The sequence below is a fragment of the Dactylosporangium sp. NPDC049525 genome, assembly GCF_040676755.1.
Lineage (GTDB): Bacteria > Actinomycetota > Actinomycetes > Mycobacteriales > Micromonosporaceae > Dactylosporangium.
This window is the reverse complement of sequence record NZ_JBFAPO010000014.1, coordinates 43084-69031: the sequence shown is the minus strand read 5'-3', so window position 1 is coordinate 69031 and position 25948 is coordinate 43084. Positions and strand designations below refer to the sequence as shown.

At 70.0% G+C, this 25948-nt stretch carries 20 protein-coding genes and 1 pseudogene; 1 reads left to right on the top strand and 20 read right to left on the bottom strand.

Features of this window, described 5'->3' with window-relative positions:
* Positions 1 to 359: 359 nt before the first annotated feature.
* From AB0K00_RS21630 to AB0K00_RS21610, 5 genes are read right to left on the bottom strand one after another with little or no spacing between them, the layout of a single operon-like run.
* The gene (locus tag AB0K00_RS21630; protein WP_363523249.1) at positions 360 to 2381 is read right to left on the bottom strand and encodes an alpha/beta hydrolase; all 2022 of its coding nucleotides are present in this window, start codon (positions 2379 to 2381) and stop codon (positions 360 to 362) included.
* Positions 2378 to 4183, bottom strand: coding sequence for a dynamin family protein (locus tag AB0K00_RS21625; protein WP_363523247.1), 1806 nt, complete (start codon positions 4181 to 4183; stop codon positions 2378 to 2380). Before AB0K00_RS21625 ends, AB0K00_RS21630 begins: the two co-directional genes overlap by 4 nt.
* Positions 4183 to 4611 carry a nucleotide exchange factor GrpE gene (gene grpE / locus AB0K00_RS21620; RefSeq protein ID WP_363523245.1) on the bottom strand — a complete coding sequence of 143 codons (429 nt, stop codon included), beginning with the start codon at positions 4609 to 4611 and terminating at the stop codon, positions 4183 to 4185. Before grpE ends, AB0K00_RS21625 begins: the two co-directional genes overlap by 1 nt.
* Positions 4608 to 6677: an Hsp70 family protein gene (locus AB0K00_RS21615; RefSeq protein ID WP_363523243.1), complete on the bottom strand. Its 2070-nt coding sequence runs from the start codon at positions 6675 to 6677 to the stop codon at positions 4608 to 4610. The genes grpE and AB0K00_RS21615 overlap by 4 nt, the downstream gene beginning before the upstream one ends.
* Positions 6677 to 7903, bottom strand: a complete 1227-nt coding sequence (locus tag AB0K00_RS21610) for a hypothetical protein (protein ID WP_363523241.1) — start codon at positions 7901 to 7903, stop codon at positions 6677 to 6679. Before AB0K00_RS21610 ends, AB0K00_RS21615 begins: the two co-directional genes overlap by 1 nt.
* 180 nt (positions 7904 to 8083) lie before the next feature.
* Here AB0K00_RS21610 and AB0K00_RS21605 point away from each other — a divergent pair, with 180 nt between their 5' ends.
* Positions 8084 to 9067 (top strand): LysR family transcriptional regulator, encoded by a 984-nt coding sequence (locus tag AB0K00_RS21605; protein WP_363523239.1) that lies wholly within the window; start codon positions 8084 to 8086, stop codon positions 9065 to 9067.
* Positions 9068 to 9715: 648 nt separating this feature from the next.
* Here the strand turns inward: AB0K00_RS21605 and AB0K00_RS21600 are convergent.
* The 15 genes and pseudogenes from AB0K00_RS21600 to AB0K00_RS21530 form a co-directional block, all read right to left on the bottom strand.
* Complete coding sequence (locus AB0K00_RS21600) at positions 9716 to 10222, bottom strand: hypothetical protein (protein ID WP_363523237.1); 507 nt, start codon at positions 10220 to 10222, stop codon at positions 9716 to 9718.
* Between the two features lie 220 nt (positions 10223 to 10442).
* Positions 10443 to 10541, bottom strand: a pseudogene (locus tag AB0K00_RS21595) (DUF4209 domain-containing protein); the annotation flags it as partial.
* A 337-nt stretch (positions 10542 to 10878) separates the two neighbouring features.
* A complete protein-coding gene (locus tag AB0K00_RS21590) occupies positions 10879 to 13458 on the bottom strand; it encodes a hypothetical protein (RefSeq protein ID WP_363523235.1) in 2580 nt (859 codons plus the stop codon).
* A gap of 295 nt (positions 13459 to 13753) precedes the next feature.
* The gene (locus AB0K00_RS21585) at positions 13754 to 14443 is read right to left on the bottom strand and encodes a hypothetical protein (RefSeq protein WP_363523233.1); all 690 of its coding nucleotides are present in this window, start codon (positions 14441 to 14443) and stop codon (positions 13754 to 13756) included.
* A gap of 184 nt (positions 14444 to 14627) precedes the next feature.
* Complete coding sequence (locus AB0K00_RS21580) at positions 14628 to 15077, bottom strand: hypothetical protein (protein ID WP_363523231.1); 450 nt, start codon at positions 15075 to 15077, stop codon at positions 14628 to 14630.
* Between the two features lie 32 nt (positions 15078 to 15109).
* Entirely contained in the window at positions 15110 to 16708 is a 1599-nt protein-coding gene (locus AB0K00_RS21575; protein WP_363523229.1) for a VWA domain-containing protein, read from the bottom strand.
* Positions 16709 to 16755: 47 nt separating this feature from the next.
* The gene (locus AB0K00_RS21570; protein ID WP_363523227.1) at positions 16756 to 17934 is read right to left on the bottom strand and encodes an AAA family ATPase; all 1179 of its coding nucleotides are present in this window, start codon (positions 17932 to 17934) and stop codon (positions 16756 to 16758) included.
* 309 nt (positions 17935 to 18243) lie between these two features.
* Positions 18244 to 18579: a hypothetical protein gene (locus AB0K00_RS21565; RefSeq protein ID WP_363523225.1), complete on the bottom strand. Its 336-nt coding sequence runs from the start codon at positions 18577 to 18579 to the stop codon at positions 18244 to 18246.
* 118 nt (positions 18580 to 18697) lie between these two features.
* On the bottom strand, positions 18698 to 19135 hold the full coding sequence (locus tag AB0K00_RS21560; protein ID WP_363523223.1) for a hypothetical protein: 438 nt from the start codon (positions 19133 to 19135) through the stop codon (positions 18698 to 18700).
* Positions 19132 to 20304, bottom strand: coding sequence for a hypothetical protein (locus tag AB0K00_RS21555; RefSeq protein ID WP_363523221.1), 1173 nt, complete (start codon positions 20302 to 20304; stop codon positions 19132 to 19134). The genes AB0K00_RS21560 and AB0K00_RS21555 overlap by 4 nt, the downstream gene beginning before the upstream one ends.
* A gap of 185 nt (positions 20305 to 20489) precedes the next feature.
* Positions 20490 to 21380 (bottom strand): hypothetical protein, encoded by an 891-nt coding sequence (locus AB0K00_RS21550; RefSeq protein ID WP_363523219.1) that lies wholly within the window; start codon positions 21378 to 21380, stop codon positions 20490 to 20492.
* 109 nt (positions 21381 to 21489) lie between these two features.
* Positions 21490 to 22755 (bottom strand): hypothetical protein, encoded by a 1266-nt coding sequence (locus AB0K00_RS21545; protein WP_363523217.1) that lies wholly within the window; start codon positions 22753 to 22755, stop codon positions 21490 to 21492.
* Positions 22756 to 22843: 88 nt separating this feature from the next.
* Positions 22844 to 23443, bottom strand: a complete 600-nt coding sequence (locus tag AB0K00_RS21540) for a hypothetical protein (protein ID WP_363523216.1) — start codon at positions 23441 to 23443, stop codon at positions 22844 to 22846.
* A gap of 265 nt (positions 23444 to 23708) precedes the next feature.
* Positions 23709 to 24815, bottom strand: coding sequence for a M23 family metallopeptidase (locus AB0K00_RS21535; protein WP_363523214.1), 1107 nt, complete (start codon positions 24813 to 24815; stop codon positions 23709 to 23711).
* A 300-nt stretch (positions 24816 to 25115) separates the two neighbouring features.
* A complete protein-coding gene (locus AB0K00_RS21530; RefSeq protein WP_363523212.1) occupies positions 25116 to 25886 on the bottom strand; it encodes a hypothetical protein in 771 nt (256 codons plus the stop codon).
* Between the last annotated feature and the right edge of the window lie 62 nt (positions 25887 to 25948).

The window sequence follows — 25948 nt, the reverse complement described above, 5'->3', positions numbered from 1 at the left end:
GATCGAACGACTCCGTCTCATGACCCACTCTTCGAAAAAAGATAGGTGGGTACTCGGCCATGGACTTCAGGTGTCCGCTGGGGAACCTCATCCGGACAGATGAATCTCGCGGTGGCGTCGATTGACGGCAATAATTCATTCCGTCATCGGGTCGGCGGTGGGTGTGGGTGTGGGTGTAGGTGTGGGTCGTCGAAGTAGCTTGGTGAAACCGAGCACGGCGAGCAGGGTGGTCACGGCTGGACCGTGCTGACTGTTTCGGAGGGCAACGAGTTCTGCGTGGCGTAAGGCGCCGGACGGTCCCTGAGCCGCGGCCCGCCGCTGCGCCGCCTCATGCCAGGGCACAGCCGCAGCTGCTGCGGTCAGTTCGCCTCGTAGGTCGGAGCCGGAGGATCGTAGGTCGGAGCCGGAGGATCGTAGGTGTCGGGGATCGGGGGATCGTCCTGGCTTGGACCTGTGGCGTGGCCGGTGTCATGAATTGGTTGATCGATGTGAGTCGGCCCGGCAGGGTGAGTCGGGTGGTCGTTGTGGGTGGGGCTTGTGGCATGACTGGTGTCGTGGGTCGAGTAGGTGTCCGGACGTGGACCCGTGATGTGGCCGGTGTCATGGACCGGATGGTCGGTGTGGGCTGGATCGATGTCCTGCATCGGAGCATCGACGTGGTTCGGACCTGTGACGTGGCTGGAGTCGTTCGCCGGGTGGTCGCCGTGGACCGGGTCCGTGCCAGGCACCAGATCGATGTGCTGGCTCGTCACAAGCGCAAAGCCAGCGCTTGATCCATAGTCGCCGCCGAAAGGCTGATACGGCTCGTAGAAACTGACTGACTCAGCGAGTCCTTCTGGCATGACTGGAAACGGCTCGTCGGTGCCGCGTTCGAACGGGTATTGATCGTCAGTCGCCGCCGGGACTGCATCCACTTCCCAAAATCCGGAAGCTCCACCACCGCCGAATTGACCCCCGTCACCGACAAATTGCCTGGCGGTTGTGTCCTCGAACATCATGAGATCAGGCGCTGGGTCCACGGCTTCCCAGAGCGGGCGGTCCATGGCGCTGTCGGCGGCATCGCTGACGTTTTCGAAGACGGTTTCCATTGCTTCGCCGACCGCCATAACCGCACCGAGGAGGATCGCCTGTCCCAGCGGCAGGGACGATTCGGCAGGCCCGGAGCCGATGTTGGCGGTCAGATCGAGGGGCGGCAGTTCGGCGCCGGATTCGTCGGCGAAGCTCGCCGGGATCGGATCGAGGGGGGCGTTGTGGACGACGCCTCGGGTAGCGGCCTCCTCGGAATTCGGATCGAGTGCCTGGCTGTGCGCGGTGTAGCTCCCCTCGACGATCGTCCATGGATTTAAAGAGTCTGGCCTGCGGTCTTCGGACCTGATCACCTGGGCGCCGAATCTGGCATCCGCCGGGTTCGGGCCGTACCACAGTGGTCCTTCGCCGGTCTGGACCCGCCGGTAGAACCCGACGAGGTTGCCGTCGAAGATGTCACGGATGTATCCGGTGCCGCGGACGAGATCGTTGGGCGCGCTGGTGAAGTACAGCCTGCCGGCCGGGACGTTCAGGTCCTGCAGCCGCCCGACCAAGGTCCCGGGACACGCGAGCCCGAACAGCCGGTCAGCGGCTGGGTAGAGCCCATGCCGCGCCGCGGCCTCGGTCATGACGATGCAGCCGTAGCTGTGCGCGACGACGTCGATGTCGGCGGCGGGGTCGCGGGACCGTAGACCCTGGACGAACTCGGCGAGGAGGGGCGCAGCGCTGCGGGCCTTCGCCGCGAAACCCATGGTTGCCAAGCTCGGCGTGCCGTACATCCAGGTGACGGCCGCGAGAGTGCGGGCGGGATTCGCCTGCTGGGTCAGCCGGATCTCGTCCTGAGTCCGTTGCAGCCACTGCCCGGTCGCTTCAAGGCCGACGCCGGTGCCGGGCACCAGAACCTGGATCTGGCTGGCGTGGTCCAGATCGCCGATGGCGAAGGCGATGAGCTCCCGGTCGGGGTCGATGCCCAGAAGCATGGGCCGCACCGGGATCGATGCCATCCCCTCAGCCAGTCCGACCGGCTGGTCGAGCGCCTCCTGTAGCCGGTGGAGAGCTGCGGCGTGTTGGGCCGCACGTTCGAGGCCGCCGAGCGTGATCCCGTCGCTGGGTCGCCCCGTCCACCGCGGATCCTGGACCGCGGCGAGCGCATCGTGGTGACGGCGATCCGCTTGACGGATCGCCTCGGTGAGGACGATCCGGCCCGCGTGGTCGCGAACCTCCCCGGGGAGGCCGTCGGTCCAGGAGATCTCCTTCGCCGAGGTTGCCAAAAGCGCTGCACGTTCGGCACGGGAGAGGCTGTTCCAGACAGCGTGGCGTTGGTCGGGCGCGAGTCCGTCCCAGGGCATTGTCATCGCGGGATCTGCCGGAGCTCGTTCCACCGCTGGTCGAGGTGATCAAGCCGGTGCAGCGCCTGACGCAGCACCGCGAGTTCCTGATCACGCTGGGCGGCGGCCTCGACGTCGGTTGCGACGTCGAGCGCCTCGTCCTGGAGGTAGGCGTGACGTTCGGCGCTGATCAGTTCGTCAACTGCGGCACGGCTCCGTTCGACGATGGTCCGGAGCAGGACGTTGAAGTCCTGCTGGATCTGTCCAAGGCCGGCGTTGAGCAGCGGGGCGGCCTGTTGATGGGCGGTGGCGCCTCGGCGGCGGCGATCCTCTGCCGCCAGGTGGCTCTGGATGAGGGCGTGCGCGGCGCCCCCGGCGGCCCAGGCGAATCCCGGTCCGGTGAACGGGGTGAGGACCCCTCGGATCGTGAAGACAATCCAGATGCTTCGAGACTGGTCGGCCGCGAACTTGCTGAGCGCGGCATACCAGTCGGTGGCCGCTCTGGCGGGTCCGGTTGCCTTTGGCTGATGGTCCAGCAGGTCACGGCGTTCGGTGAGCAGCGCCCGGAGATCCTCGTCGTCGATCTTGTCGAGATTGTTGAATATTTCCTGAATCACCTCTCGGGACAGCTCCTTGGAGAACTTTTCCAGGTGTGTCTCCACCATAGAGGCGGCCTGCTGGTCGGAGGCGCCTTGGCTGATCTTCTCGGCGACGTCACGTACGGCGAGGCCGCCCGCCGAGGATTCACCGTTCCTGAACTCGGTGACCCGCACGTCGACGAGATAGCGCGCCTCGGCGATCCGCTCAGCGATTTCGTTCTTGAGTTTCTCCCGACGCTCCTCCAGACGCCGGGTTCTGGGCCGGGCAGCTTCCCGGTCGGCACGCGTAAGCGGCGTCTGAAGCCTGGCTATGCGCTCTACGACTCGCGCCCGCAACGTCTGGATCTGAAACCCCGATCTGCCGAGGGCGGCGATGAGGTAGCGGTCTTGGGGACCCAGCCGCGTCAGCTCCGAACGAAGCGCCACGATGGTGTGGGGGTTTCGGAGCCTGCCGTCCTGGAATCTACTGTCGACCTGGTACAGCGTGGGTTTGTCGATTCCGGTCGCCGTGCCGACGCGGCGCTGGAGATTCGCCGTCACGGATGCCAGAGTTTGCGCGTTCACCAGATCCGCTTTGGTGAGGACCGTGATGACCGCCAGCGCGGCGGCGCCGGTCTCGGTGAGGCCCTGGGTCACTCTGGCGAACAGCTTGAGCTCCTGATCGCCGGCTGGACGCACAGCCTCGGACGCGATGATCACCCCGGTCGTTCCGAGCGCGGCAGCGAACGCACGGTCGGTGTGGTCAGCCATCACGCCGTAGGCCCCGGTGGTGTCGTCGAGGACGATGCCCTGCTCGAGCAGCGCGCTGGGAACCTGGAGGTCCACGTAGTCGAGCTCGCCCTCCGGCAGCTGCGGGACCGATGTAGGGGTGGGCGGCACGCACACGAAATCCGACAGGCGCCGTATATCGATCTCCCGTTCGGCGCCCGATCTGAAGACCAGGCGCGCCCGTGGCTCGCTGGCGTAGCTGATGCGGACCCGGCAGTTCGTCGTTGTCCGCCGGCCGGTGGGCAGGAGGTCCGGCTGATCCAGCAATGCGTTGATCAACGAACTCTTGCCGGCGCCTGTTCTGCCCAGGACGGCGAACACCGCCTCTCCGGGCCGGCTGGCAAGGAACGCGTCGAGATCGGCGATGCTGTCCGAGACCCGAACCTTGGTGTGCACGAGCTCGACGGCTGCGACACCGATGTCTCTCATCAAGGTCAGCAGCTCGTGTTCGCGGGCGGCCATCACGAATCCTTTCGATAGACGTGCACACGGGGCCTGCGGATGAGGCGCCCATGGTCGTTCACTCCGACCAACTCCGTGCGGGCCACCGTGTCGACCAACGATGGGTCGGAGTGGGGCACCACCTCGACCAGCTCGTGCCGTTCAGGGTCGAACGGCTGGCCGTCGGGCAGGAGCACCTCCACCCCGATAGCGTTGAGGTCGTCGACGACGATCTCCCACACGATCGGCGAACCACCACGGATCTTGTCCAGGACGGCGACAACGGTCCAAATCAGGGCGGCTCGCTGTGCTACGGCATCGTTTTCATCCATTCCCATGGCCGCGAAGGCTTCGACGAGCTGGCGGGCCGACACCGAGGCCGGCGCCGCGGCAGCGGTGGGCCGCGGCGTACGGAACCTGGCCCACCAGGATCTGAAGAATGTCGTCACCAGATCTCCTCCGTTCCCGGAACAAGGGCGGCTGCCTTCTGCAGCAGCGAGTGCAGAGGATGTTTGTGGGCCTGAGCTTCGATCTCGGCGGTGTGCTCTGGCCAGTACGCCCGGACCCGCCCGGACAGGCTGATCAGGCAGCAGATCTCCGCGAAGCGTGGGCTGGTGTGCCCGGACCTCAGGCGCTCGGCGATCCTGCGGACCAGCTGCTCGCGCAGCCGGGGGTCCATGACGACGTCGTGATGGACGAACTCCCGCCAGACACGGAAGCTGTTGGGGGAAAGATTGAACTGCAGCTGTTCGGAGGGAAAGTCATCAATCAGGCGGCCGATCACGCCGGTTCGTCGGCGCTTGGTCGCACGACCCCTGCGGACCAGGCGGTTCAGCGTGTGGTGAATCCCCGACGAACGTCCGCGTGCGATCAGGTCGCCCACCGTGGGTTGCGGCGATCGTTGCCGTGCCAGGTAGGCGAGGAACGCGTCCAGCTGCGGATCACCGGTGGTGGCTGGTTGACTGCGAACGGTCTCCTGGGTGACTTCCGCGCGTGCGGCCCCCAACGCCTCGAACAGCCAGGCCGCAGCCATGGCCGGCGGCGCGTCATCCCGCACGCCGTCGACGCCCTTGGGCGGGTTGAAGACGATCCATCGACGGCCCGGGGTGCGGAAGCTGGTCTGGTCGTCGCGGTATCGGGGATCGTAGAAGATCTGCGCGCGTCGCAGGTTCAGCTGAATCTTCTCCTGCGTCCAATGGGTTCGGTACCGGTGGGTAGACGTCCGGAACCAGCCGCGCAGGGTCCGCCAGTCCTTCTTCGCGGTCAGATACGAATTGGCGGCCGGCCGGTCCGCCATGACCTGCAGGTCGTCCGGGCACAGGATTCCGATGAGCTCCGGCAAAGAGAGATCGGCGAGCAGATCAGGTATGAGCGCTCCGTGCGCCACGGTCTGCTTCGCGTCGTAGCAGTGCGTGCGCGCGGTGTAGATGTTCGCGAAGCCGCGGCTTTCGGCCGCGTCCCGCAGCGCCGGAACCTGGCTGCCCCCGCCGGTGAAGACGACGGCTTTGACCTCACGACCGGCTTGCCCGCACAGCTCGGACAGCAGATCGACGATCTGGGCAAAGACCGGCGTGGGGCGCCCGGTCGCGGATCGCGCACAGAGCGCGGCTTCGAATTCCCGGCGGCTGATGCTGATGGTCGCCGCCACCGTCTCCGGCCCCACTCGTACTTCGAGCAGCCCGTTCTGATGCGATGTCAGGCGATGCTTCATCCTGATGATCTCGTCGTTCAGCAGCCTGGAAGCGGTGCGTCCGGAGCGGTCGTCCTGCTCCAGGATCGCCCAGGCGCCAGGCTCGATCCTGGCGGCCACGATTGCGCGCAGCTCCCGGTCACAGTCGTCACCGCCGGTCTGCGCGCCGGTGGTCTTCAGCGCATAGAGCTGCCCTGCGAAATGCTCCACCAGCGCCAGGTCCAGCGTGCCGCCACCGAGATCGAGTACGGCCAGCAGGTCTCCGTCCGCCAGACGCTCTCCCAGATCGGTGGCCGCGAGCACGCTCCCCGCCGCGGCCACCGGCTCCGACAGCGTCATCGGCCTGGGAAAGTCTGCGTAGCCGCCGGCGGCAGCCGCTTCGACGGCGCCGGCGCACAGCCGGCGCACCGCCGCCTCGTCCCATGTGACCGGATGGGTCAAGGTCACCGTTCTGGGCACGCTGCCCCCGTTGGCCTGGCAGGCGGTTTCGATGACCGGGCGCAGCAGCGCGGCAGCCAACGAGGCCGTCTCGATGGCCGGCGGCCGCGCAGGGTGGTGGACCGCATGTTCGGCGATAAGCTGTTTGACGTTCCACTCGATCGCCGGGTCCCCCAGCCCGTCCGGTCCTTGGGTCGCAGCCAGGCCAACCTCCCAGACGCCGCCGGCGCTGATGCGTACGACCGAGGGCATCAGGAATTGATCATGTGACGACGCCACCGACAGGGGAAGGCGAACGCGTATCGGCGCCGCGTCACTGTCCTGCCGCATGGCGGCGCAGGTCGTGGAATGTCCCAGATCGATGGCGAGATGCCAGCCGCCGGCCACTAGCCCAACTCCTCAAGTTCGTGAACAGCAGCAATGAAATCCGGATCGTCCAGCCGGTTGAGAAACCCGCGCACTTCGCCGATCCGGGCGCTCGCCGTGACGTCCGGCAGCAGCCCGGGGACCGGACGCCACCTGCTGACCAGCGCGCCCAAGGTGTCTGTTCCCAGGCAGTCCGCCGTCGTCCGCGCGGTCGCCAGCCGACGCAGCTCGCCGCGTCGCGTCGGGTCGAGGAGCAACGGCGTGAAGCCGAAACGCCGTTCGACGGCCGGCCCCGGCGTCACGGCGGCCAGCGAGTCCAGCGCCTTCACCCGAAGTTGGAGGAGGGCCGGCGCACGCAGCAACCTGCGGGTCAGCTCCTTGAGCCTGCGTTGACGCCAGTCGCCGGGCCTCAACATCGCCAAGTCGAGACGGCGCAGCAGCGTACGCAGCATGGTTTTACCCTGTACCGAGACGATCTCCTCGGTGAGCCAGTGGAGAATCGCCGGCATCCCCGACTCGATCCAGATCCGCTCCGGCTGCGAGACGGACACGACCGCGCGTCCCGTGCTCTCGCCGAGCAGCGGCCACAGTCTGTCGACGATCTCCGATAGTCCGGCTTGCTGGGCCGCGGGCTCCAGCCCGGCCGGCAGCAGGTCCGCCGGGACGGCCAAGGCAAGCTGCGTGATCAGCGGCAGCGCCCACTCCGCGGTGTGGCTGTCCCGCGCCAGCGCGGCCCAGGAGACCGACACCGCAGCCATGCGCATCGTCAGGTCACCGGCAGTCTGGTACGCCGTCCACTGCTCGATCGAGCCCAGCGCGTCCCCCTGCAACGCGCTGTCGACGATCATGGCCGCCCGGAACCGCTCCTCTCCGACCAGCCGCCGAACGGCTGCGCCGAACGCGTCGGCGTCCGCGGTGTCGAAGCGGTCATGCAAGAGGTGCAAGATCGCGTCGGGAGTCTCCAGCGGCTCGCCGTCGTCGAGGTCCGACACCACGGTGACGGACGGCCCCGCTCCCCGGAGTCCGGACTGCACGAGCACTGAACGGAATCGTTCGCCCTGCTCCGGCCGGTCGGCGTAGACCAGGAGCCGGAGGCGGCGTTCGTCGCGCCGTCCGGCCTGAAGATCATCCAACACGTCCGGCCACGCGTCCGCGACGTTCCTGATGAGCCGATCGACGAGGTCGTCGAGCGGGACGGCCAGGGCATCGAAGCTCCCTAATGGCAGGCCGACGCCTGGAGTGGTCATCTGGCATCCTCAAGGGCGCGTCCCGGCCCGGGAGTAGACACCATCTCCTCCGTACCTGGACGGGCACGCGTCACGATACAGCAGGGTGGAGACGCGGCGCCGGCTCTGCCGCGAGCACCCTGCAGCAAGAATCAGCCCGCCCGGGCCGACCGACAAGTTGCTATCTTTCAATAGCGGCTATTGGCATTCTGCATATCGCGGGAGCAGCTGGTGGATTTACGATTATTGCACCGCTTTATAGTCATCGCCGAGCAGGGCAGCGTCAGCGAGGCAAGCCGGCAGCTGCGCGTCAGCCAGCCGATGCTGAGCCAGCAGCTTCGCCAGCTGGAAAGACAGGTCGGGTCCGCGCTGTTCGAACGTGGATCGCGCGGCATGGAGCTGACCGAGGCCGGCAGGGCGTTGCTCGGACCGGCACGGCTGGCGTTGCGGGCGGCCGACGCCGCCATCGACGCCGCCCGGCAGGCCGCCGCAGCCGTCGTCGGCGAATTGCGGGTCGGCCTGCTGCATGGCGGAGTGGCCGAGCTGACCACGCCGATCATCAGAACGTTCCGGGCCTCCTATCCCAAGGTCGAGCTGTCCGTCACGCCGGTGCTCGTGACCGAACTCGAATCGGGCCTGCTGGAACGTCAGGTGGATGTCGCCCTGCAGTACCTACCGATCGGCTCGCCGCAGCTGCACGCTGATCCACTCTTCGACGAGCCTCGGGTGCTGCTGATGTCGGAGCATCACCGGTTCTCCGGAATACTCGGCGTGACGTCGGCCGAGTTCGTGGCCTCGCCCACCGTGCAGACCCTCCACCAGGCGCCGGCACATTGGTCGAGCTTCTGGAGTTTCGCGGAGCTGCGTGACGGCGCTCCGCTGGACTGCCGCCGCGAGTTCGACGACGTGCATGCCGCCATGATGTTCGTCAGCGTCAGCGACGACGTCTCAATCCCTGTCCCGGTGTCGATCAGCCGCTTCGTCGCGTTCAGCGGCCTGCGGTCCGTCCCGCTTACCGATGCCTCCGCCTGCACTGCGGCCGTCGTATACCGCGCCGATGATCACCGGCCGTCGGTTGAGGCGTTCCGCCGGGTCGCCATCGACACCGCGAGCCGGTTGCGCTTCCTCGTCGCGCAGGCCACGGCGCCCGGCGCTGGCCACGGAAGCGTCGGTGGCGGGCGTTAGCCGGATTGCAGCGCGAACATTGGCCGTGCTGCTGCGGGAGCGTGGTGACGTGGACGAGCTGCGCCGCCGGGCCGACAACGACAAGGCCGCGCTGTGGGAGTTGGCCAGACTGATGGCGGAGCGCGGTGACCCAGACGGGCCATCGCCCTGCTGCGCCGTCGGGCTGACAAGGGCGACGGGGAAGCGGCGCGGGAGTTAGCCGTGCTGCTGTCGGAGCGCGGCGACTTGGACAAGCGGTGAGCCGCTGCCTGTTAGCCGATCCACCAGCGGACACCCGACGACTCAATAGCGCCGGCTACAACGTCGAGGTGGGCTACGAGCTGGCGTTTCTCAGATGACCCGTCCGATGAGTTTTCTCAAGACACGGGGCTATCCGTACAGATCAGACAGATCTTGCCAGCGGGTAATCATCCGCTCGTGCTGCAGCGTCTCGTCGATCACGGCTTCGTCAGCCGGCCAGAGCCAGGCGCGCGGTCAGACCTACGCCCTGACGCCGGCCGGCGAGCGGGCACTACCGCTCGTTGTCGCGTTCGTCGGTGAGCTCGATCTGTGGGGCGAGACCAGTGCCGTCGGCGTGTGTCGGCGTTCGCGGCCCCCCGGGTATCGACCGCTCCAGCCGACGGGAGTCTGTGACGTCTGTTGTGTCGTTCAGCTGGCTCGGCCGATGGCGTGGCCCTGCTTGCGCAACTGCCGGGCCCAGCCCTGCGCGGTGTACGTGGGGACGTTGAAATGATCGGCGAGTCCACTGATGCTACCGACCTGCTGGTAGGCGGCGATGACCTGCTCAGCGGGTGGCATCCGCCGGTACATCCGCTCCCGGGTCACCACCGGCGCAGCGGCCTGTCTGGCCGCCCGGACCCGCCGTGGACGGCCCGCCGGGGTTTCCGTCTCCGCCGCCGTGGCCTCGGCGCCGGTGCCGGCGCGTCGCCGCGGAGTGCGGGCCGGCGCCGACTTGGTGGCGGGTACGCGTTCCAGCGCACGGTCCTCGCCGGCCGGCCCTGCCGACGTGGCGGCAGCAGGCGCGAATTCCGGCAGTGGCCCTTCGGCGCCCAACGCGTCGGACAACCACTGCAACGCCCGCCGACGACCAGCCGCATCCAGCGGATGCAACACCTGATAGGCCGCCTCCACCGCGGCGAGCTCTGACAATGCCATCCGAACACACTCCATGATCGCCGATTGTCGGGTCAGCGTAACCGACGCTCACCCGCAAGATGAGCGCCGACCGTGGCAGCGGCGTCGCCAGCAGGGCCAGGACCGCCTCCCGATCCCGAGGTCGTGCATCGCTCGGAGCGTGGACTCGGTGGTCCATGGCACCGACGTCCGCGGCCAGCACAGAGACCGCGCGAAGGACGAGTGCCGCGTTGGCCGGGGACATCTCCGTAGACAGCCCGTGTGCGACGTTGTTTCGCAGGTTGGCACCGAACGGGCCGCCGAGCAGCCACCGGAAGAAGTACGCCCACGACTCGTCCAGCGCCAGCTTTCGAGGTCAGCGATGAGCGTGTAGAGGCCGGGGTATCCGCCGGGATCGTTCTGCATCTGGACCCGGTAGATGCCCTCGTCCAGCTCGATGAGGAGGCTGCGAGCGGCCTTCTCGAACTTTGGTACGGCGAGGTGGATACACGACTCGTAGTCACCGTCCCAGAAATGGCCGAAGGCCTTGGCGAGGCTACGGACAAGTCGAGGGTCACGACCGCCGTGTGAGATGAAGTAGCGACGAGGTCGTCCTTACCGGGCGTTCCGTAGCGCTGTGCACAAGGTTTCGAACTCGTCGATGTACCGGGCGAAAGTCGCTCCCGGCAGCCTCAGCGTCACCGAGGCGTTGAGGTTGTCGCCGGATCTGTCGTCGGTGGCTGGACGCTAGCGCCGCCGGCGAGCAGGGCGACAACGGCGGCGCCGGCGAACGCCGTGCCGACGGTGGTCAGGACCGCGATCGCAATGGTGCTGATTGGTGCGGCGAGGGCTCGAAGGCTGCGAATGTTGCGCAGCCGGTCCCAGGGGTAGTCCGCGGCGTGAGCCAGCCGCCGTTCCCAGAGCAGCCCGAGCGTGGCGACGAAGACAATGAGCTGTCCCACGCGGATCGCGGCGGCGACGACGATGTCACGGGGGGACGCGCTCAGATCCGACGCACCGATACCCTCGCCATCGAGCATGGGCAGGAGCTCGGTGGCCAGGATGGCGGCGCCGAAAGCGAACGCCTTCGCGACCGGGCCGACACCCCGCAACAACGGGTAGAAGTAGCCGAAAATCAGCGCGTAGACGAACCACCTCGCCAGGTGGCGGCCGAAATCCACTAGCACAACCGTCGGGGCCTGGGCAAACAGGTCGCTGCCGGCAACTCGGGTGAAGGCGAAAATTTCGTACCCAATCAAGAGCAGCGCGGCGGGAATCGCGTAGCTGGCGGCGCGAAGGCCATTTCGCCACGGCGTAGCGCCGCCGCCGGTCGACAGTGCCTGGTGAACCGGCACGCCGGCGATGAGTTGGCCCCTCGCCCTGGCGGCGCTGTCCAGTTCGTCCTGCTCTCGGTCGTACTCAGTCAACGACGTCTCCGCGGAGCCCAGCCGTCCGCGCGACTTTCGGTACAGGTCGTGAGCGCTTGCCTGGACGAGCCGGCGACGCGCTTCGGCGGTCACCAGCTCGTCGTGTGATGCCCGGCTGACGTTTGCCAGGCGGGCGGCCTGTCGACGTCGGTCCGGTGGCGCGACCAACCGCCACGCGACGATCAGCACGGCAACCGAGACAAGATCAAGCCAGCGGAACGGCAGCGTGTCGGTCGCCGCGATGAGTAGCAGCACCAGGCCGATGGCGGCGATGACCGGATTCCGTAGCGCGGCGCCGGATCTGCCGGCGCGGCGAAGCAGCACGATCGCTGTCACACCAAGGGCAAGGCTGAGCAAGTGACCTGCGACGATGAGGATGGACGGACCGAAGAAAAAGAAGTAGTCCTCGAGCGTCGTCGTCGGATCGGTGAGGAGCCCGACGATCGGGACGAACAGCAGGCTGCCGGCGGCAACGCCGGCAAACGCGGCCAGTCGGCGCGCCGGCAGGCCAACCCGACTCGTCCGAACGACCAGCAGGCCAATGGCGGTCACACCGAGCAGCATCGTCGGGACGATCTCGTTGATCTCAAGTCCGCGCAACACGTCAAGGAAGAACGAACAGGTGGCCGTCATCAGCCCGAGAGCGGCGCCGAAGACGCCGTCGGTCCACCTGAAGCACAGCGCCGCACCCGCACCGCTTAGCGCAGCCGCAGCGGCGAGCGACGTCCCCAGCACCGCCCAGCTCACGGTGCCGCCGCCGACCGGCGAAAGCACGATCCCAGCGCCGAGGAACACCGCCGCGACGACCAGCACACCGACAACCGCGGACCGGCTCCAGAACGGGCGACCGTTGATCGTCAAAATGACGCCACCGAGCAGGACTGGCGCAGCCGCCAGAGCGATGGACGCCACTATCGTTTCGGCAAACCCGAACCTAAGCGGGACTACGAGACCGATGCCTGCCGCCATCACCCCGACGGCGACGGGTCCCAGCACCCGCAGAGCGGGCAACCATCCGTGGGCCGACCAGCGGGCACCGCGCAGCACCACAAGCCATGGCAGCAACATCGCAAGCATCCATACCGGCACCGCCCTGGTGACCAGCCGGAAGAGCAGGTCCACCGGTCCGGACGGCTCAGCGGCGGCGTACGGATCCGGGCCGTCGGAACTCACGCTGAAATATACGGACTCCGGCGGGCCCTCGAAGCGGGCGGAGTGCGAGTCCTGGCTGGATGGCTGCGGAGAAATCGAACCGATCATGCCTGGCTGCACGGTGATTGTGAGCGTCCGATTGGTCGCGGCGGCGGCTGGCGAGGCGAGGTCTTCGTCGCGGCCCAGATCCAACGTCTGCGAGTCGGTGCCGACGAACCGGAATCGCGCGATTGCCCATGCGTCGGCCTCAGAGCGTTCCAGACTGACCGGCGTACTCGCCGGGCCTCCAGCCAGGTACTTGGCCAGTTCCCCGCTTTTGACCCAACCACCGCGGATCTGGTCCACAAGATCGTCATCGGCCGGCAAGCGCAGTTCGTAGTCGATGCGTACTGTGAACTTGTCGGCGTCGCCGTCGACCCGCACGTTCATCGCGACGGTTCGGGCCGGTTGCCCGGCTGCCGAAGCCCAATCCGGCACGCCGGATCGTCGTAGCCATGTCGTACCGGAATAGCTGTGGCTCCCGGGCTCCACGGCTGACGGCCCAATGAAAGCGACTATCAGTACGGCGCCGGCGAGCACCAACAACCCCAGCACGCGGCAAACCGTGCGTGCCCGGGTGGTGGGCGCGGCGAGCGAGGCAATGATGTGCGCGGCGAACTGAAAGCCGTTGGTAGCGTCGCGGTGTGGTACTCCCGTCACGGCATGCTCCTCACCGGCGCCGCCGGGGACCCAGCCGCTGCATCGATTCTTCGGCAACGCGGTCCGCGGCTCAAGTTGGTTGATCGCTCGCACTGAGTCCGATCAAGGACAGTCACCGGCGGCGGTTCAAAGGGCTGGGAATCTTCACCAAGGTCCGCAGTTGACTCCGCTGGCTGACCGGAAAACAACAGTGACCACGGCGGGTGAGGGGCGTGCAGTATCGACCCCTACGCGCGGCCGGGTCCGACTGCCGGCGCTGGGTGGTGGCGTTCGGGTGGCGCCTGAGCGACGTCGGTCAAAGGTCGCTATCCGGTCCTGGCGTCGGGGGTGGTGCAGGCGCGGATGAGCGCGGCGAGGAGCCGGGCGGGGTGCTGCCGGTGGCGGTGATGTGCCATGGCGGGCTGCCGTCGTGGCCGGTGCTGTGCAGCGTGAAGCCGCCGTCGGCGGCGAGGTCGGCGTGGACGCTGTCGCCACCGATGACGGCCTGGTGGCGGCGGGCGGCGCGGTGTTCGGTGAGGTCGGCGAGGAAGCCGGCGTCGACGAGCGCGGCGAGCACCGCAGTGCCACAGTCTGTCTGGCCGCCGCTGTGCCAGGTGATGTCGGCGGTGATGGGTGTGGTCATGCCGACTGCGTGGAGGGCCTCGCAGGTGTCGCTGATGTCTGCGGCTGCCTCCTCGCGCTGCTCGCGCGTCCGTCCGCGGAGTTGCAGCAGCGTGATCAGCTGCAGCAGGTCTCCTTCGTGGTTGTCGATCGGGCCGTCGCCGATGACTTCGAGCAGGAACGACAGGGGCGCGTCGAGGAGGTGCCAGAGGTGAGTGGCGGCTGCGTCGCGGGCGGTGGCTTCGATGAGCGTTGTGACGAGGGGGCCGAGCCTGGGGTGGGTGGGGTCCAGGGCGTCGGGCCCGATGTGCCAGCCGGCCGATTTGGTGTGGGCGTCGAGGTGATGCTGCAGCGGGAACCGCAGCGGGTCGGTGTGTTGGGGCATGCGTGTGCTCCAGGTTCTGGAGTCGGGGGCGCAGCGCTGCCCGGCCGCAGCCGGGGCAGCGCTGCGGCGCAGATCAGCAGTGGTGGTTGTTCAGGTCGCCGGTGCCGGCTCGTGTCCTCACGGATCGCTGGCTCAGCCAGCTCTGGCCGATGGGTTCGCGGGCGGGGCCGGGTTCCCGGCGGTGTCAGCGCCTGGTTGCGTGGATGAGGAAGCAGTCCGGTGCGGCTGGGTTGTCGTGGCGGTAGTCGCCGAGCCGGGTGTCGTAGTGCGCGGGTTGGCCGCAGTCGGCGCAGCGCATCGGTGCCGGGGTGTCCAGGTCGGTGCCGTCGTCGGCCTGGGTGGTGGTGTGGTCGTGGCCTCGGAAGCGGCAGGTGCCGTGCGTGCACCAGGGGCGGTCGGGTGCGCGCAGCGCGGTGTCGACGGCGTTCTGGACGGCGACGGTGAGCCCGATGGTGGCTTCGGTGCCGTCGTACGGGACGCCGGCGTCGATGAGGAAGTCGTTGGCGTCGCAGTAGTCGTGCAGGTCGGTGAAGGACCGCACGGTGGCGGGCAGGATGCCTTCGGCGATGCTCTCGTCGACGGCGGTGAGGATCTGTCCCGCCCAGCCCGCGATCCGCGGATCGGTTGCTGACATTGGGGTTGCTGCTCCTGTCGTCTGGGTCGCTGTTACGCCTTGGTGAGGGCGGTGACGGCGGCGTCGGCGATGACGTCGATCGCCGTGACCGGGTTGGTGACGGCGACCGTCGTGGTGTGGGTGTAGGTGTGGCAGGCTTCGCTGTCGTCGGGGTGCAGCCACAGCACCGCGCACCCGCTGCGGTGCAGGGTGGTGATGAGGCGTTGCGCGGCCTCGGCGCCCTCGACGAACCAGCCGTCGGAGACCACGGCGAGCATCCGTACGGTGTTGTGGTGGCGCAGGTTGAGCAGCTGGTCGGCGAGTTTGACCGCCTCGGTGAACCGTTCGTAGCTGTCGTCGGCCTGCATCTGCTGGACCTGGGCGGGCCTGTGGTGTGGCGGGACGAGCAGCGTCACCGCTTCGCCGAAGGCGAGGGTTGTGACGGTGGCGTCGGTCCGTCGGGCGGCGTTGGCGAGGATCCATGCCGCCGAGGACATCGGCTCGGCGAACGCCCACATCGACCCGGACACGTCGACGAGGACGGCGAGGTGCAGTTTCGGTTTGTGCGGTGGCAGGGTGGCGCGTTGCTGCCACGGTTGGGCGGTGGGCATCGGCCCGGCGGCGCGTTGGGCGTCGGCGGTGATCGCGGCGCGGGCCCGAAGCCGCCCGGGTGGGATCGCCGACGGGCGGGTGCCCGGTTCGACGCTGCTGGTCCGTGCCGCACGGAGCCGGGCGGCGAGCGTGTTGGCCGCCTGCCGTTCCTCGGCGGTCGGGTCGCGCAGCGTCCACTCGGCCGGGGCGCCGTGACGTTCGGCGATGCGCTGCGCGGTGTGGGCGGCCGGGGTGAGCCCGGCCGCTGCGGCGAGGAACCCGCCGATCGCGGCGGCCAGTGCCCCGGCGAACTCGCCGTCGTCCGCGACCGGGGTCGCCGGCTGGGCGGCGGGGTCGATGCCGAGCAGCCGGCACCACCGCCACGCCAGCTCGATCATCGTGTCGGCGTCGGTGTCGGCGACGGCGTGGGCTTCCCGCCAGATCTCGCGCAGTTGCGCGAGCCGTTTGCGGCCGAGGATGCCGGTAACCGCGGCGCGGACGGCTTTGACGTCTTTGGCGGTGAGGATGCGCGCGTCGACGCGGGCCAGGAGCAGCCCGGCGGCGTAGGCGGCGTGCCAGGGGTCGTCGACCGGGGCGTCGTCCTCGTTGACCAGGACGTTGACCATGTGCCGCAGCCAGGGCCGGTCGCCGCGGCGGCGGGCGCGTTGGCGGCCTTCGGCCCTCGATTCCTCGAGCACCATGGCGATGTCGGCGACGACGCGCGGAGTGCCGGGCGGCGCCGACCACCGAGTGTGGGCGGCGTGGCCGGCTTCATGGACGAGGGCGCCGTAGCCGGTGGGGACGAGCTTCTTGTGTGCGGCGCGGCGCGGGTTGGCGATGTCGGGGTCGCCGATGTGGGTGGCGTCGACCTCGATCCGGCGGAAGTACGGGTGGAAGCAGGCCGGTGCGCCGCCGCCGGCGCCGGGGGCGACGACGACGGTCAGGTCGGTGCGGCCGGTCAGTTTCGCGGCTTCGCGAGTCCATGCCTGGTCCCACTCGGCCCAGTCCGGGTGGGTCTTGGTGAGTCCGGCTGGGCGCAGGTGGCTGCTGGGATGTGGCATCGCGGTTCCTCCTTCGATGATGGTGTTGTTGGTCTCGTTGGTCCGTGTCAGCGCTGTTTGCCGAGGGTCAGTGGCGTGACCGGGGTGCCGAACGCGGCGGTCAGGGCGGCGATGACGGCGGGCCGGTCGTCGAGCGGGGCGCGTCCGGCGAGGTTGGCCACAGCGGTGGGCAGACCGAGGGTCTTGCGGACCCGGGTGAAGCCGAGCAGCTCGCGCAGCTGCGGTGCCCAGGTGACCTTCCCGGCGTCGGCGTCGGCGTTGAGTGCGATGGCGGCGGTGATCGCCGCGGCGGGGACACCGAGGTGTTTGGCGAGGTCCCAGTCGGTGGTGACTTCGATGTGCACGTCGAAGCGGCTCGCGAGGGCTTCGGTGAGGACGGCGCCGTGGACGCCGGGGTTGTGCCCGGCGATGACGTAGAACCCGTCGACGGCGTCGACGCGTTCGTTGCGGTAGCCGGGGATGTGGATGACGCGGCGGCCGTCCATCGCCGGGTACAGCACCGCCAGCACTTTCGGTGGGATGAGGGTGGCGTCGTCGATGAGCAGCGCCCGGCCCTGCCGCATCGCCTGCACGAGCGGGCCGTAGACGAACTCGTACCCGCCGTCGGGCAGCGGGATGAAGTTGCCGAGGAAGTCCTCGACCACAGTGTCGCCGGTGCCGGTGATGGTGAGCAGGTCGTCGAACGCGGCCTCGACCATGGCGGTCTTGCCGGTGCCGGGCGGCCCGTACAGCAGCACCGGGATCCGCTTGTCCCGCAGCCGGCGCAGCACGTCGACGTCCGTGGCGCCGGCCAGCTTGCGGGGGAAGTACTGCTCGCCGTTGGGGCGGGTGACCGGCCCGCGCCGCCCGGAGCGGCCTGCCCCGCTTCCGCCGCCGGAGGCGGCGCAGGGGGCGGCGGGCGGCATCGTGCCGGCGGCGTCGATACCGGCCTGGGTGATCCGGAACCGGTGCGGACCGGTCTCGTGGGTGGCGTGGCCGGCGGCGGCCATCTTCTTGAGCACCTCGGACACCGCGCCGGACGACGGGACACCGAGGGCGTTCTTGATCGCGCCCGGTTGGTGGAACTCGTCGGGGTGCTCGACCAGGTACAGAGCAACCAGGGGATACAGGTAGCCGGGCCGGCTTCCTGCCGGCTCAGTGCCCGGGTCAGCGGCGGGCTCGGGAGCGTCGGCGGCCGTTGCCGTCGGTGGTTCCGGCGTGGACGGGCTCGGGGTTGGCGTGGTCATGGAGTTGCCTCGATTCGCAGGAGGACGAGGCCCGCGCACCCGTCTCCGGATGCGCGGGCGGATGGATCCGCGCAGCGGAGACGGGTGAGGTGCTCGCCGTGCCGTCCTCGGCCGAGTCGGCCCGGAGCGGACGGCGGGTGACCACACCCCGGTGGTGCGTGCAACAGCGGGAGCTCGGCCTGCCCCGCAGGTCCAGGCCGCTCGTGCGGTTCGGCGCCGTCGGGTTGCCCCTCGCTGCCGGCACGGTTGCCCACCTCACGCGGGGTGCGGCAGGCGGCGGTTCAGCGGGTCCGGGTCCGCGGATACGGGCTAGTGGCGCAGGTGTACCTCGATGGAGGGGCGGCGGGAGACGGTGACGGTCAGGCCGAAGGCGCTGCCGTCGGACATCTCCAACCAGATGCCGCGGTCGAGGGTCAGCACACCGGCGTCGGGGTAGGTACGCGCGGCGACGGTCACCGGCTCGCCGGTGTCGTCGACCAGCACGGGCAGGTCGGCGTCGACGCAGAGCTGCTCGAGCGTGTCGCCGCTGAGCAGCCGGGTCACGAGCGCTTCAATGAGCTGCTCGTAGCTGAGTTCGTCGCCGGTGTACGGGTCGATGGAGTCGCAGGTGTCGGCGTCAGCGCGCCGATCGTGGTGGTGCCGCATGGCACGTTTCCCTTCAACGTCGTGGTCGTGGCCGTGGTTCGGTTGGTGGCGCCGCGCGGCCCTCGGCCCCGGCCCAAGCACCAGCTGGGTGCCGGCGCGCGGCGCGGCCGGTGACGGTTCAGTGGGTCAGGTCGACCCAGCGGTGGACTCCGGCGGGGCAGGTGCGGTCGTGCACGGCCAGGAGGGTGTCGGTAACCGGGTCGGTGAGCCGGGTCAGGCGCAGCGCCAGCCATACCGCGGTGGGCCTGTCGCCGCCGACGACGGTGGTGAACGTGTCCGGATGCGCGGCGCGGAGGGTGTCGAACGCTGTCCGCTCGGCCGTGGTCTGCCAGGGCCTCGTGGCGTCGCAGCGGGTGAAGTGGCCGAGGTCGAGGTACCGGGCCCCGTACACCGACAGGACCCCGCCGGAGAACTGCGGCCCGAACGCCACCATTGGCAGATCCGGGATGTCGCTGCGCTGCTGGCGCACGGTCAGCGGGATCCTGCCGTCGAGGCGCCACCAGCCGTCGGGCATCCAGTCCCGGCCCTCGTCGAGGGTGTAGTCGTCGTCGATCATGCCGACGGCTCCTGCCCACCGGGCCTGGCTCCGGGCCTGGCTCCGGGCCTGGCTCCGGGCCTGGCTCCGGGCCTGGCTCCGCGGCTGGCGGTGCCAGGCTGCGGCGGCCACGGCTTGGGGTGGGCTCGCTCGCCGAAGATCGGGTCGGAGCCGTCCCAGGAGCCGCAGATCGTGCAGGTGGTCGCGGTGTCGAAGCCGTAGCCGGCCATCGACGGCAGGTCCCGGTGGGTGACCTCGTCGACAGCGCCGCACACACCGCAGCGCAGGCCGGAGCCGTCGGCGCCGTACGGTTCGAACACCGACTCCGGGCCGCTCCAGCCATCGTCGGCGCACGGTGACGCTGTCCAGGGCAGCTGCGGGTGTGCGATCGGCCACCAGCCGTCGGCGTCGGCAGTGACCGGCGTCCGTTCGCCGAGGTCGTCGACCAGCCACGGCTGACCGTCCTCGAACACGGTGGTGACCACCCGGTGCAGGCGATGGCTGCACAACGTGTCGGCCAATACCTGGTACATGACCTCGGTGCGGAACCGGGCGGGTGCGCCGCCGTGCACCTGGTAGCCGGGGCAGGTCTGGCCCCGGTACCTGCTCTGGTCCGGGCCCTGCTGGCCGTGCGAGATGATGGCGTCACGCCAGGTCGCTGACGCCGGCGGCGCACTGTCCCGCACGGCCCGGCTGATGACGGCGCGCAGCCCGGCAGGGTCGATGTCGATGGTGAACCACGCATGTCCGGCGTGCGCGGCGCGGCGCAGCACCTCGCGCAGCGGCTCGACGGTCAGCGCCGTTCGCGCCTGCAGCGGCAGCCGGAGCATCCGGACCGCAGATGGGGTAGTGGCGGCGCCCGCGGTATCCGCGGTTGCCGTGTCAACGGCACCGTCTGTAGCGGTGCCGCTCGTGCCGGCTGCGGTGCGGTAGGTGGCGACGGTGTGCCCGGTGACGGGGTGTTCGGTGATGGGGTCGTCGGTGGGGGTGTCGATGTGGGTCGCCGGTACCGGCGGGGTCGCGGCCAGCATCGGGATGCCGTTGCTGGTCAGTAGCGGGCTGGGACCGTCCCGCAGGACGAGCGCCGGTTGGAGCGCACCGGGCTGGGTGAGGGTGTCCTCGGCACGGGTGAGGGCGTGTTCGGCGTGCAGCACCGTGGCGTGCAGGTCGAACCAGAGACGTCGGAACATGCGTTGTGCTCGCTTTCCGGTGGGCCGGCCTGGCTGCGCCCGCCTGGGGCGAGCTGCAGCCAGGCACGGCGGGGAGATGTTCAGGCAGGCGACGCCGCGGCGGATGTGGACCGCTGCAGCGTCTGGTCAGCGTCTGATGAGCGTCCGGGTCGGGCGATAGCCGCGGGACGGTGCCGCCGGCGCGGTCAGGCCATGTCCGGTCGGCGGGCGGGAATGGCGGGCGGTTCGTCGGCCAGGCCGCCCGCAATCGGTGTGTCGACGTCGTTGACGTCGTGCCCGTCGACGATGTCGGCGTCGTCGAGGAAGTTCTCGACCAGATCCCGTGCGGTGTCGACCGCGTCGTCGCTGTCGGTGGCGGGGACGGTCACGGTCATCGCGACGAGGAGGTTGACCGTCCAGTACCGCGGCAGCGGCTCCAGTCCGAGCCGTTCGAGCAGGTCGTTGGTGACTTCGAGGTCGAAGTTGCCGGCGGCGACGCCGTCGCGGACGTGCCGGCGGACGTGTGCTGCCTGGGCCTCGATTTCGGCGAGCCGCGCCTCCGCGGCTTCGGCCCGCTGTCGGCAGGTACACGGCGGCGCGGTGGCAGCCGCCGGTGAGGCGGTGGTGTCGGCGGCGTCCTGCGACGGCTGCCCGGTTGTCGCCGGGTCCGCCGTCAGGCGGGGGGACAATCCGGTGGACAGCAGGTGGGCAGGTCCGTCGGTGGACAGCACGGCGAGGGTTTCCGCGGATGGGTCGATCAGGTAGACCCACCGGGCGGGCAGCTCCCCCAGCCGGGTGACCGACAGCGTGGTGGGCGGCTCGGCGTCGTCCTCGCCGCGGATGGTGCCGACCCCGGCGACCGGCGTGTCACCGGTGGCGCAGGTGTGCGCGGCGGTGGTGGCGGCGTCGAGGCGGGTCCAGTGGTGCTCGAGCAGCGCGGCCGCGGTCGCGATGGTGTCGCCGTCGAAGGTGCGCTGCCGGATGGCGTGGATCGCGGGAACGATGGTCTCGGGTGCCGCGTCCGCGTCGATGCGGCGCAGGTGCAGCATGGTCGGGTCGGTCGGATCGGGCCGGCCGACATAGGCTCCGTTGTGCATGGCGGGATGACTCCTTATCGAGCGCGTTTGACTGGTCGCTGGTGCCGGTGACGGATTCCGGGAAGGTCCGGGAAGCGTCGACGGCTGGGCCGGATCGGCCGCGGGGATGTCAGCGGGCCGCCGGGTTCGGCCGGCAGAAGGCGGCGAGTTGGCTGGCGGTGAACACCGGCACCGGCGGGTCGTCGGTCCAGCTGCCGGCGAGGGGTCGCGGCAGGGTGACGGTGTCGGCGTCGGGGTCGTGGCTGGTCGGGGTGACGAGCAGGGCGTGGCCGTCGGTGAGTAGCCACACGTGGTGGCTGGTGACGCCGTCGGTGGGGGCGAGGACGCCGATCCGGCCGCCGATCCCGCCATTGAGGCCGCCGCCGATCCCGGTGCTGAGGGCGCGCAGCGCCGCGGCGAGGACCGGCAGCGGGTAGCGCTGCAGGGCGGGGTGGCAGGCGTGCAGGGCGGCCTCGGTCGCCCACTCCACGATCGGTGGGATGCCGTTGCGCAGGTGCCGCGCGTCGGCGCCGGGGTTCGGTTCACCGGCGAGGATCCACGGCAGGATGTGCGGGCCTACGACGAACCGGACGCCCGTGTCCGCCTCAGCGCCAGAGTCGGTGCCAGAGTCGGTGTCCGCGGCGATGGTGTGCTGCTGGGGGTGGCCGGTGCCGGCGAACCAGGTCACCGTCAACCGGGCGCCGTCCATGCGTAGCTGCGGCAGTCCGGAGCCGGTCCGCCGCTCGTGGTACCAGGTGTCGGTGTCGGCGATGACCGCGGTGAGGGTGCCGGGGTCGAGGCGGGTGACGATGACGCCCCGGTGGTACTCGACGGTGCAGATCTGGGCGTCCCAGGCGGCGGACCACCCGTCGAGGGACACCCAGGCCGGCCGCCACTGGTGGATGTGCCGGGCGGTGGCGGCGTCGCCGGTGGTGGCGATCGTCGCGGGGAGCGGTTCGGGTCGGGCCAGGCGCAGCGGGTGGTGGCTGTGGCGCAGCCAGCGGCCGTGGACGGTCGCCTCGTACACCGCGACCGTGTCGTCGCGCGCGTCGAGCAGGTACAGCCACTGCGCTATCCCGGCCTGCAACGGCTCGCCGAGCCGGACGTGGAACGGTGCCGGCGGATCGGCGTAGACGAGGCCGAGCGGGGTGTGGGTGAGGGCGTCGGCGAACGTCGCCTCGGCGGTGGCGCTGGTCGGCACGTCGATGCCGAGCTGTAGCCAGCCGTGGGTGAGCAGCCGTTGGACCATCGACGTGGTCTCGCCGTCGAAGGCGACCGAGTGGACGCGGCGCAGCAGCGGCAGCATCTGCTCGGGTGAGTGCCCGGCGGACACCGGCACGACGGTGACGGTGCGCCCGTCCGGGTGCGGGCTGCCCAGTAGGCAGGATGTGGACATCAGTTGGTCCTCCTCCTTGTGAAGGGGTCCGGACCGCCGGAAGCCCCGGCGGCCTGGGTTGTGGTGGGTGTCTTGGCCCGGGCCGGGGTCAGTGGCCCTCGGCGAGCTGGTTGAGGCGGTGCAGGGCGGTCAGGACACCGTTGGCGGCGATGCGCCGGCCGGTGCGATCGCCGGTGTTGATCTCGGGGGCGATGGCGCCGCGGCGGCGGATGAGTTCCCAGGTGTGGCCGTGGCTGTCCAGGGCGGCGATGACGCGGACCTCGGTGCGTTGCACTGGCGGGTCGGCGGCGAGGCCAGCGGTGAGGTCGCCGTGGCGGTCGCCGGGCCGGATCCCGCGCTGCCAGCCCTCGAAACACAGCCCGAACCCGACCAGTCGGCGGCCGTCGCGGTGCAGCCATTCGCGCAGCCAGGGCCGCATGGCGGGTGCGGTGAGCTCGTCGGGCAGACCGAGCAGCACGTCGAGCGGGTGCAGGTTGATGGCAGGTGCGGCGGGGCCTGGCCGGCCCCAGGTCTGCGCCGTGACCAGGGTGGTGTCGACCTCAACCATCCGGCCCATCGGCACGTCCACAGCGCAGGGACGCAGGATGGCGGATGCACCGGGCCGGGCCTGCTGCAGCCGCGGACGGTGGAAGACCCCGAGCAGCGCCGGCGGCTGGTCCCAACCGTTCGGGGCGAGCTGGTCTTCCAACCGGGTCAGGATGGCGGTGACGGCGTGGCGCAACGTCGGCGGACGCCCGGTCCGACGTTCGGTGTGAGGTTTGGTTCGGGCGCCGTCGGTGTGGTGGATCGTCAACGGGTACTCCTGTTCTGCCGGTTCGCGGATGCCGCAGCACCCCGACCGGCGACTACAGTGGGTGAACGGCAGGCGGGCGGCGCCGACCGTGTCGATCGACGCTCGCCGTCCCGCGTGGGATCAAGTCACTCCGGCCGATTGGCGCGGAAGTACTTGCGGGTCAAGGGGATGTGGTCGGCTCAGGGCCGAGTGGGGCGCCGACAGCGGCTTGCCACCACACCGGGTCCTTGGCGCTGGCGGAGCTGTGGTCGTGGCTACCGTCAGTCGTCAGATGGACCTCGTAGTGCAGGTGCGGTCCGGACGAGTGCCCGGAGGTGCCGACGACGCCGATGACCTGGCCGATGGCGACCGGTTGACCTTCGGTGACCATCGGGTGGGTGAGCATGTGGCAGTACCGGGTGACCACGCCGCCGGGGTGCTCAATGTCGACGTACCAGCCGCAGCCGCGGGTGAGGTCGGGGTCGCCGTCGCGGTCGCAGCCCCATGGCTGCCCGATGCGTATGTCGGTGGCGTTGCACCGCACCCGGCTGACGGTGCCGGCGGACGCGGCGTGGATCGGGGTGCCGCGGTTGGCCATGAGGTCGACACCGTCGTGCGTCGGCCGGTCCGCGGTGCGGAACCCGGAGCCGGGTTTGGCCTTGACCGGCTGGGTCCAGCCTTCCGCGCTGATGGTGATGCCGCAGGCGGCAAGGCCCCCGGTGAGCCCGGTGAGGGTCTGCACGATGGTGACCGCGTCGGGTTCCCACCGTGCGTACGCGTCGGGCAGGGCGCTGATCTGCACTGCCTGGGCGGCCTCGGTCAGCGGCAGGGTCTGCCAGTTGGGGATCGTGACGAGCTTGTCGTAGAACTTCCCGGCCGCGTAGACCGGATCCATGAGCTGTTCGACGGTGCCCCAGCCTTGCGAGGGACGTTGCTGGAACAGCCCGACCGAGTCCCGGTCCCCGCCGGACAGGTTGCGCAGGCTCGATTCCTGCATGGCCGTGGCGATGGCGATCACCCAGGCGCGGGCCGGGAGTTGCCGCTGCACGCCGACGGAGATGACGGTGGCGGCGTTGCCGACCTGCGCGCTATCCCACTGTCCGACCGCCGGGAACGGCCCGCTCGGCGCGGACGGTGGCGGCTGGCCGGCGGCTTGGCTCGCTGGCTGCACCGGGGCGCAGTTCGCCGAGGCGCTACCGCCGGTGAACACCACACCGGCCAGCCCAGCGCAGGCGAGCACGATCCCGCAGACGAGCACGGCGGCGAACGCGAGCACGCGGCCGGTCATGACGGCCCCGAGGTGGCCGGTGGTCCGCCGGTGCGCATCCGCGCACGGGATCGGCAGGCGACGCGCCCGCGGGCTCGCGGCTGGCTGGGGCCGGTGACGTGGACGGCGGCCGGTGCACCGCAGTGCGAGCCGACGGGGAGATGGACGTGGGGGTTACGAACTCGGCGGTGCATCAGGGTTGCCCTTTCGGTGATGGCACGGGAAGGCGAGCGCGGCGCCCAGCGCGATGGGATTGCCGGGGTTGGCGATCCAGCCGGTGCTGAGCGCCGCGCGGTGCGGCGTCGGGTCGCGGTTGGCGGTTCAGGTGTCGAGGAGGTGCTGGCCAACGAGGCCGCCGTCGCCGGTGTGGACGGCGACGCTGTCACCGGCCGGGTCGAGCAGGTACAGCCACGCCGCGTCGAGCAGACCGAGATGCGCCAGCGGCACGACCATCACCGGGTCGCCGCCGGCCGAGCTGTCCGTGGTGTCCGTGGTGTCGGGGCCGAACGGGGTGTGGGTGATCCCGACACCGGCGATGACCCGCCGTCCGTGGACGCCGGGCTGATCACCGCCTGCGGCGGCCCCGGCGGCGGTCGGCGACGCCGACGCAGCGGCCGAGATGGCGGGGATGCCCGGGTCGAGGTAGTGCCAGTCGTGGGCGAGCAGTCGCGCGGCGAGGCGGACGGTGTCGCGGCCGGCGGCGGTCCAGAGCCGGCGCAGGACGGGCAGCATGACGCGCGGGTGCCCGCCGGCGTCGACGCTGCGGGCCTGCAGCAGGCCAGGCCGGTCCGGGTCGCGCACCCCGATCAGGCAGTCGCTGTCGATGTACTGCGCCCGCACCGTCCGGCGCGGCTCGGCTGACAGCGGGCGGCCGGCCCAAGCAACGGCGCCGTGATCGTGCCGTGCGGGGACAAGGTCCGGGTTCGGCGCGACGACGCGCGGCGGTGCGCCGAACCGGCCGGCGGTGCTGTGCACGGACGGGCCCGCCGCCGTGCCGGCTTCCCAGGCCGGGTTGGTGGTGCGGTAGGTGGCCGGGCGGGTCGTGCGGTACGACGCGGGCGTTCGGGTGTCACTGCGGCCGTGGGCTGACATGACGGGTCCTCCGTGGATCGGAACGTGACGGTCGGAAAGGGGTCGCGTGGGCATGGCGACGA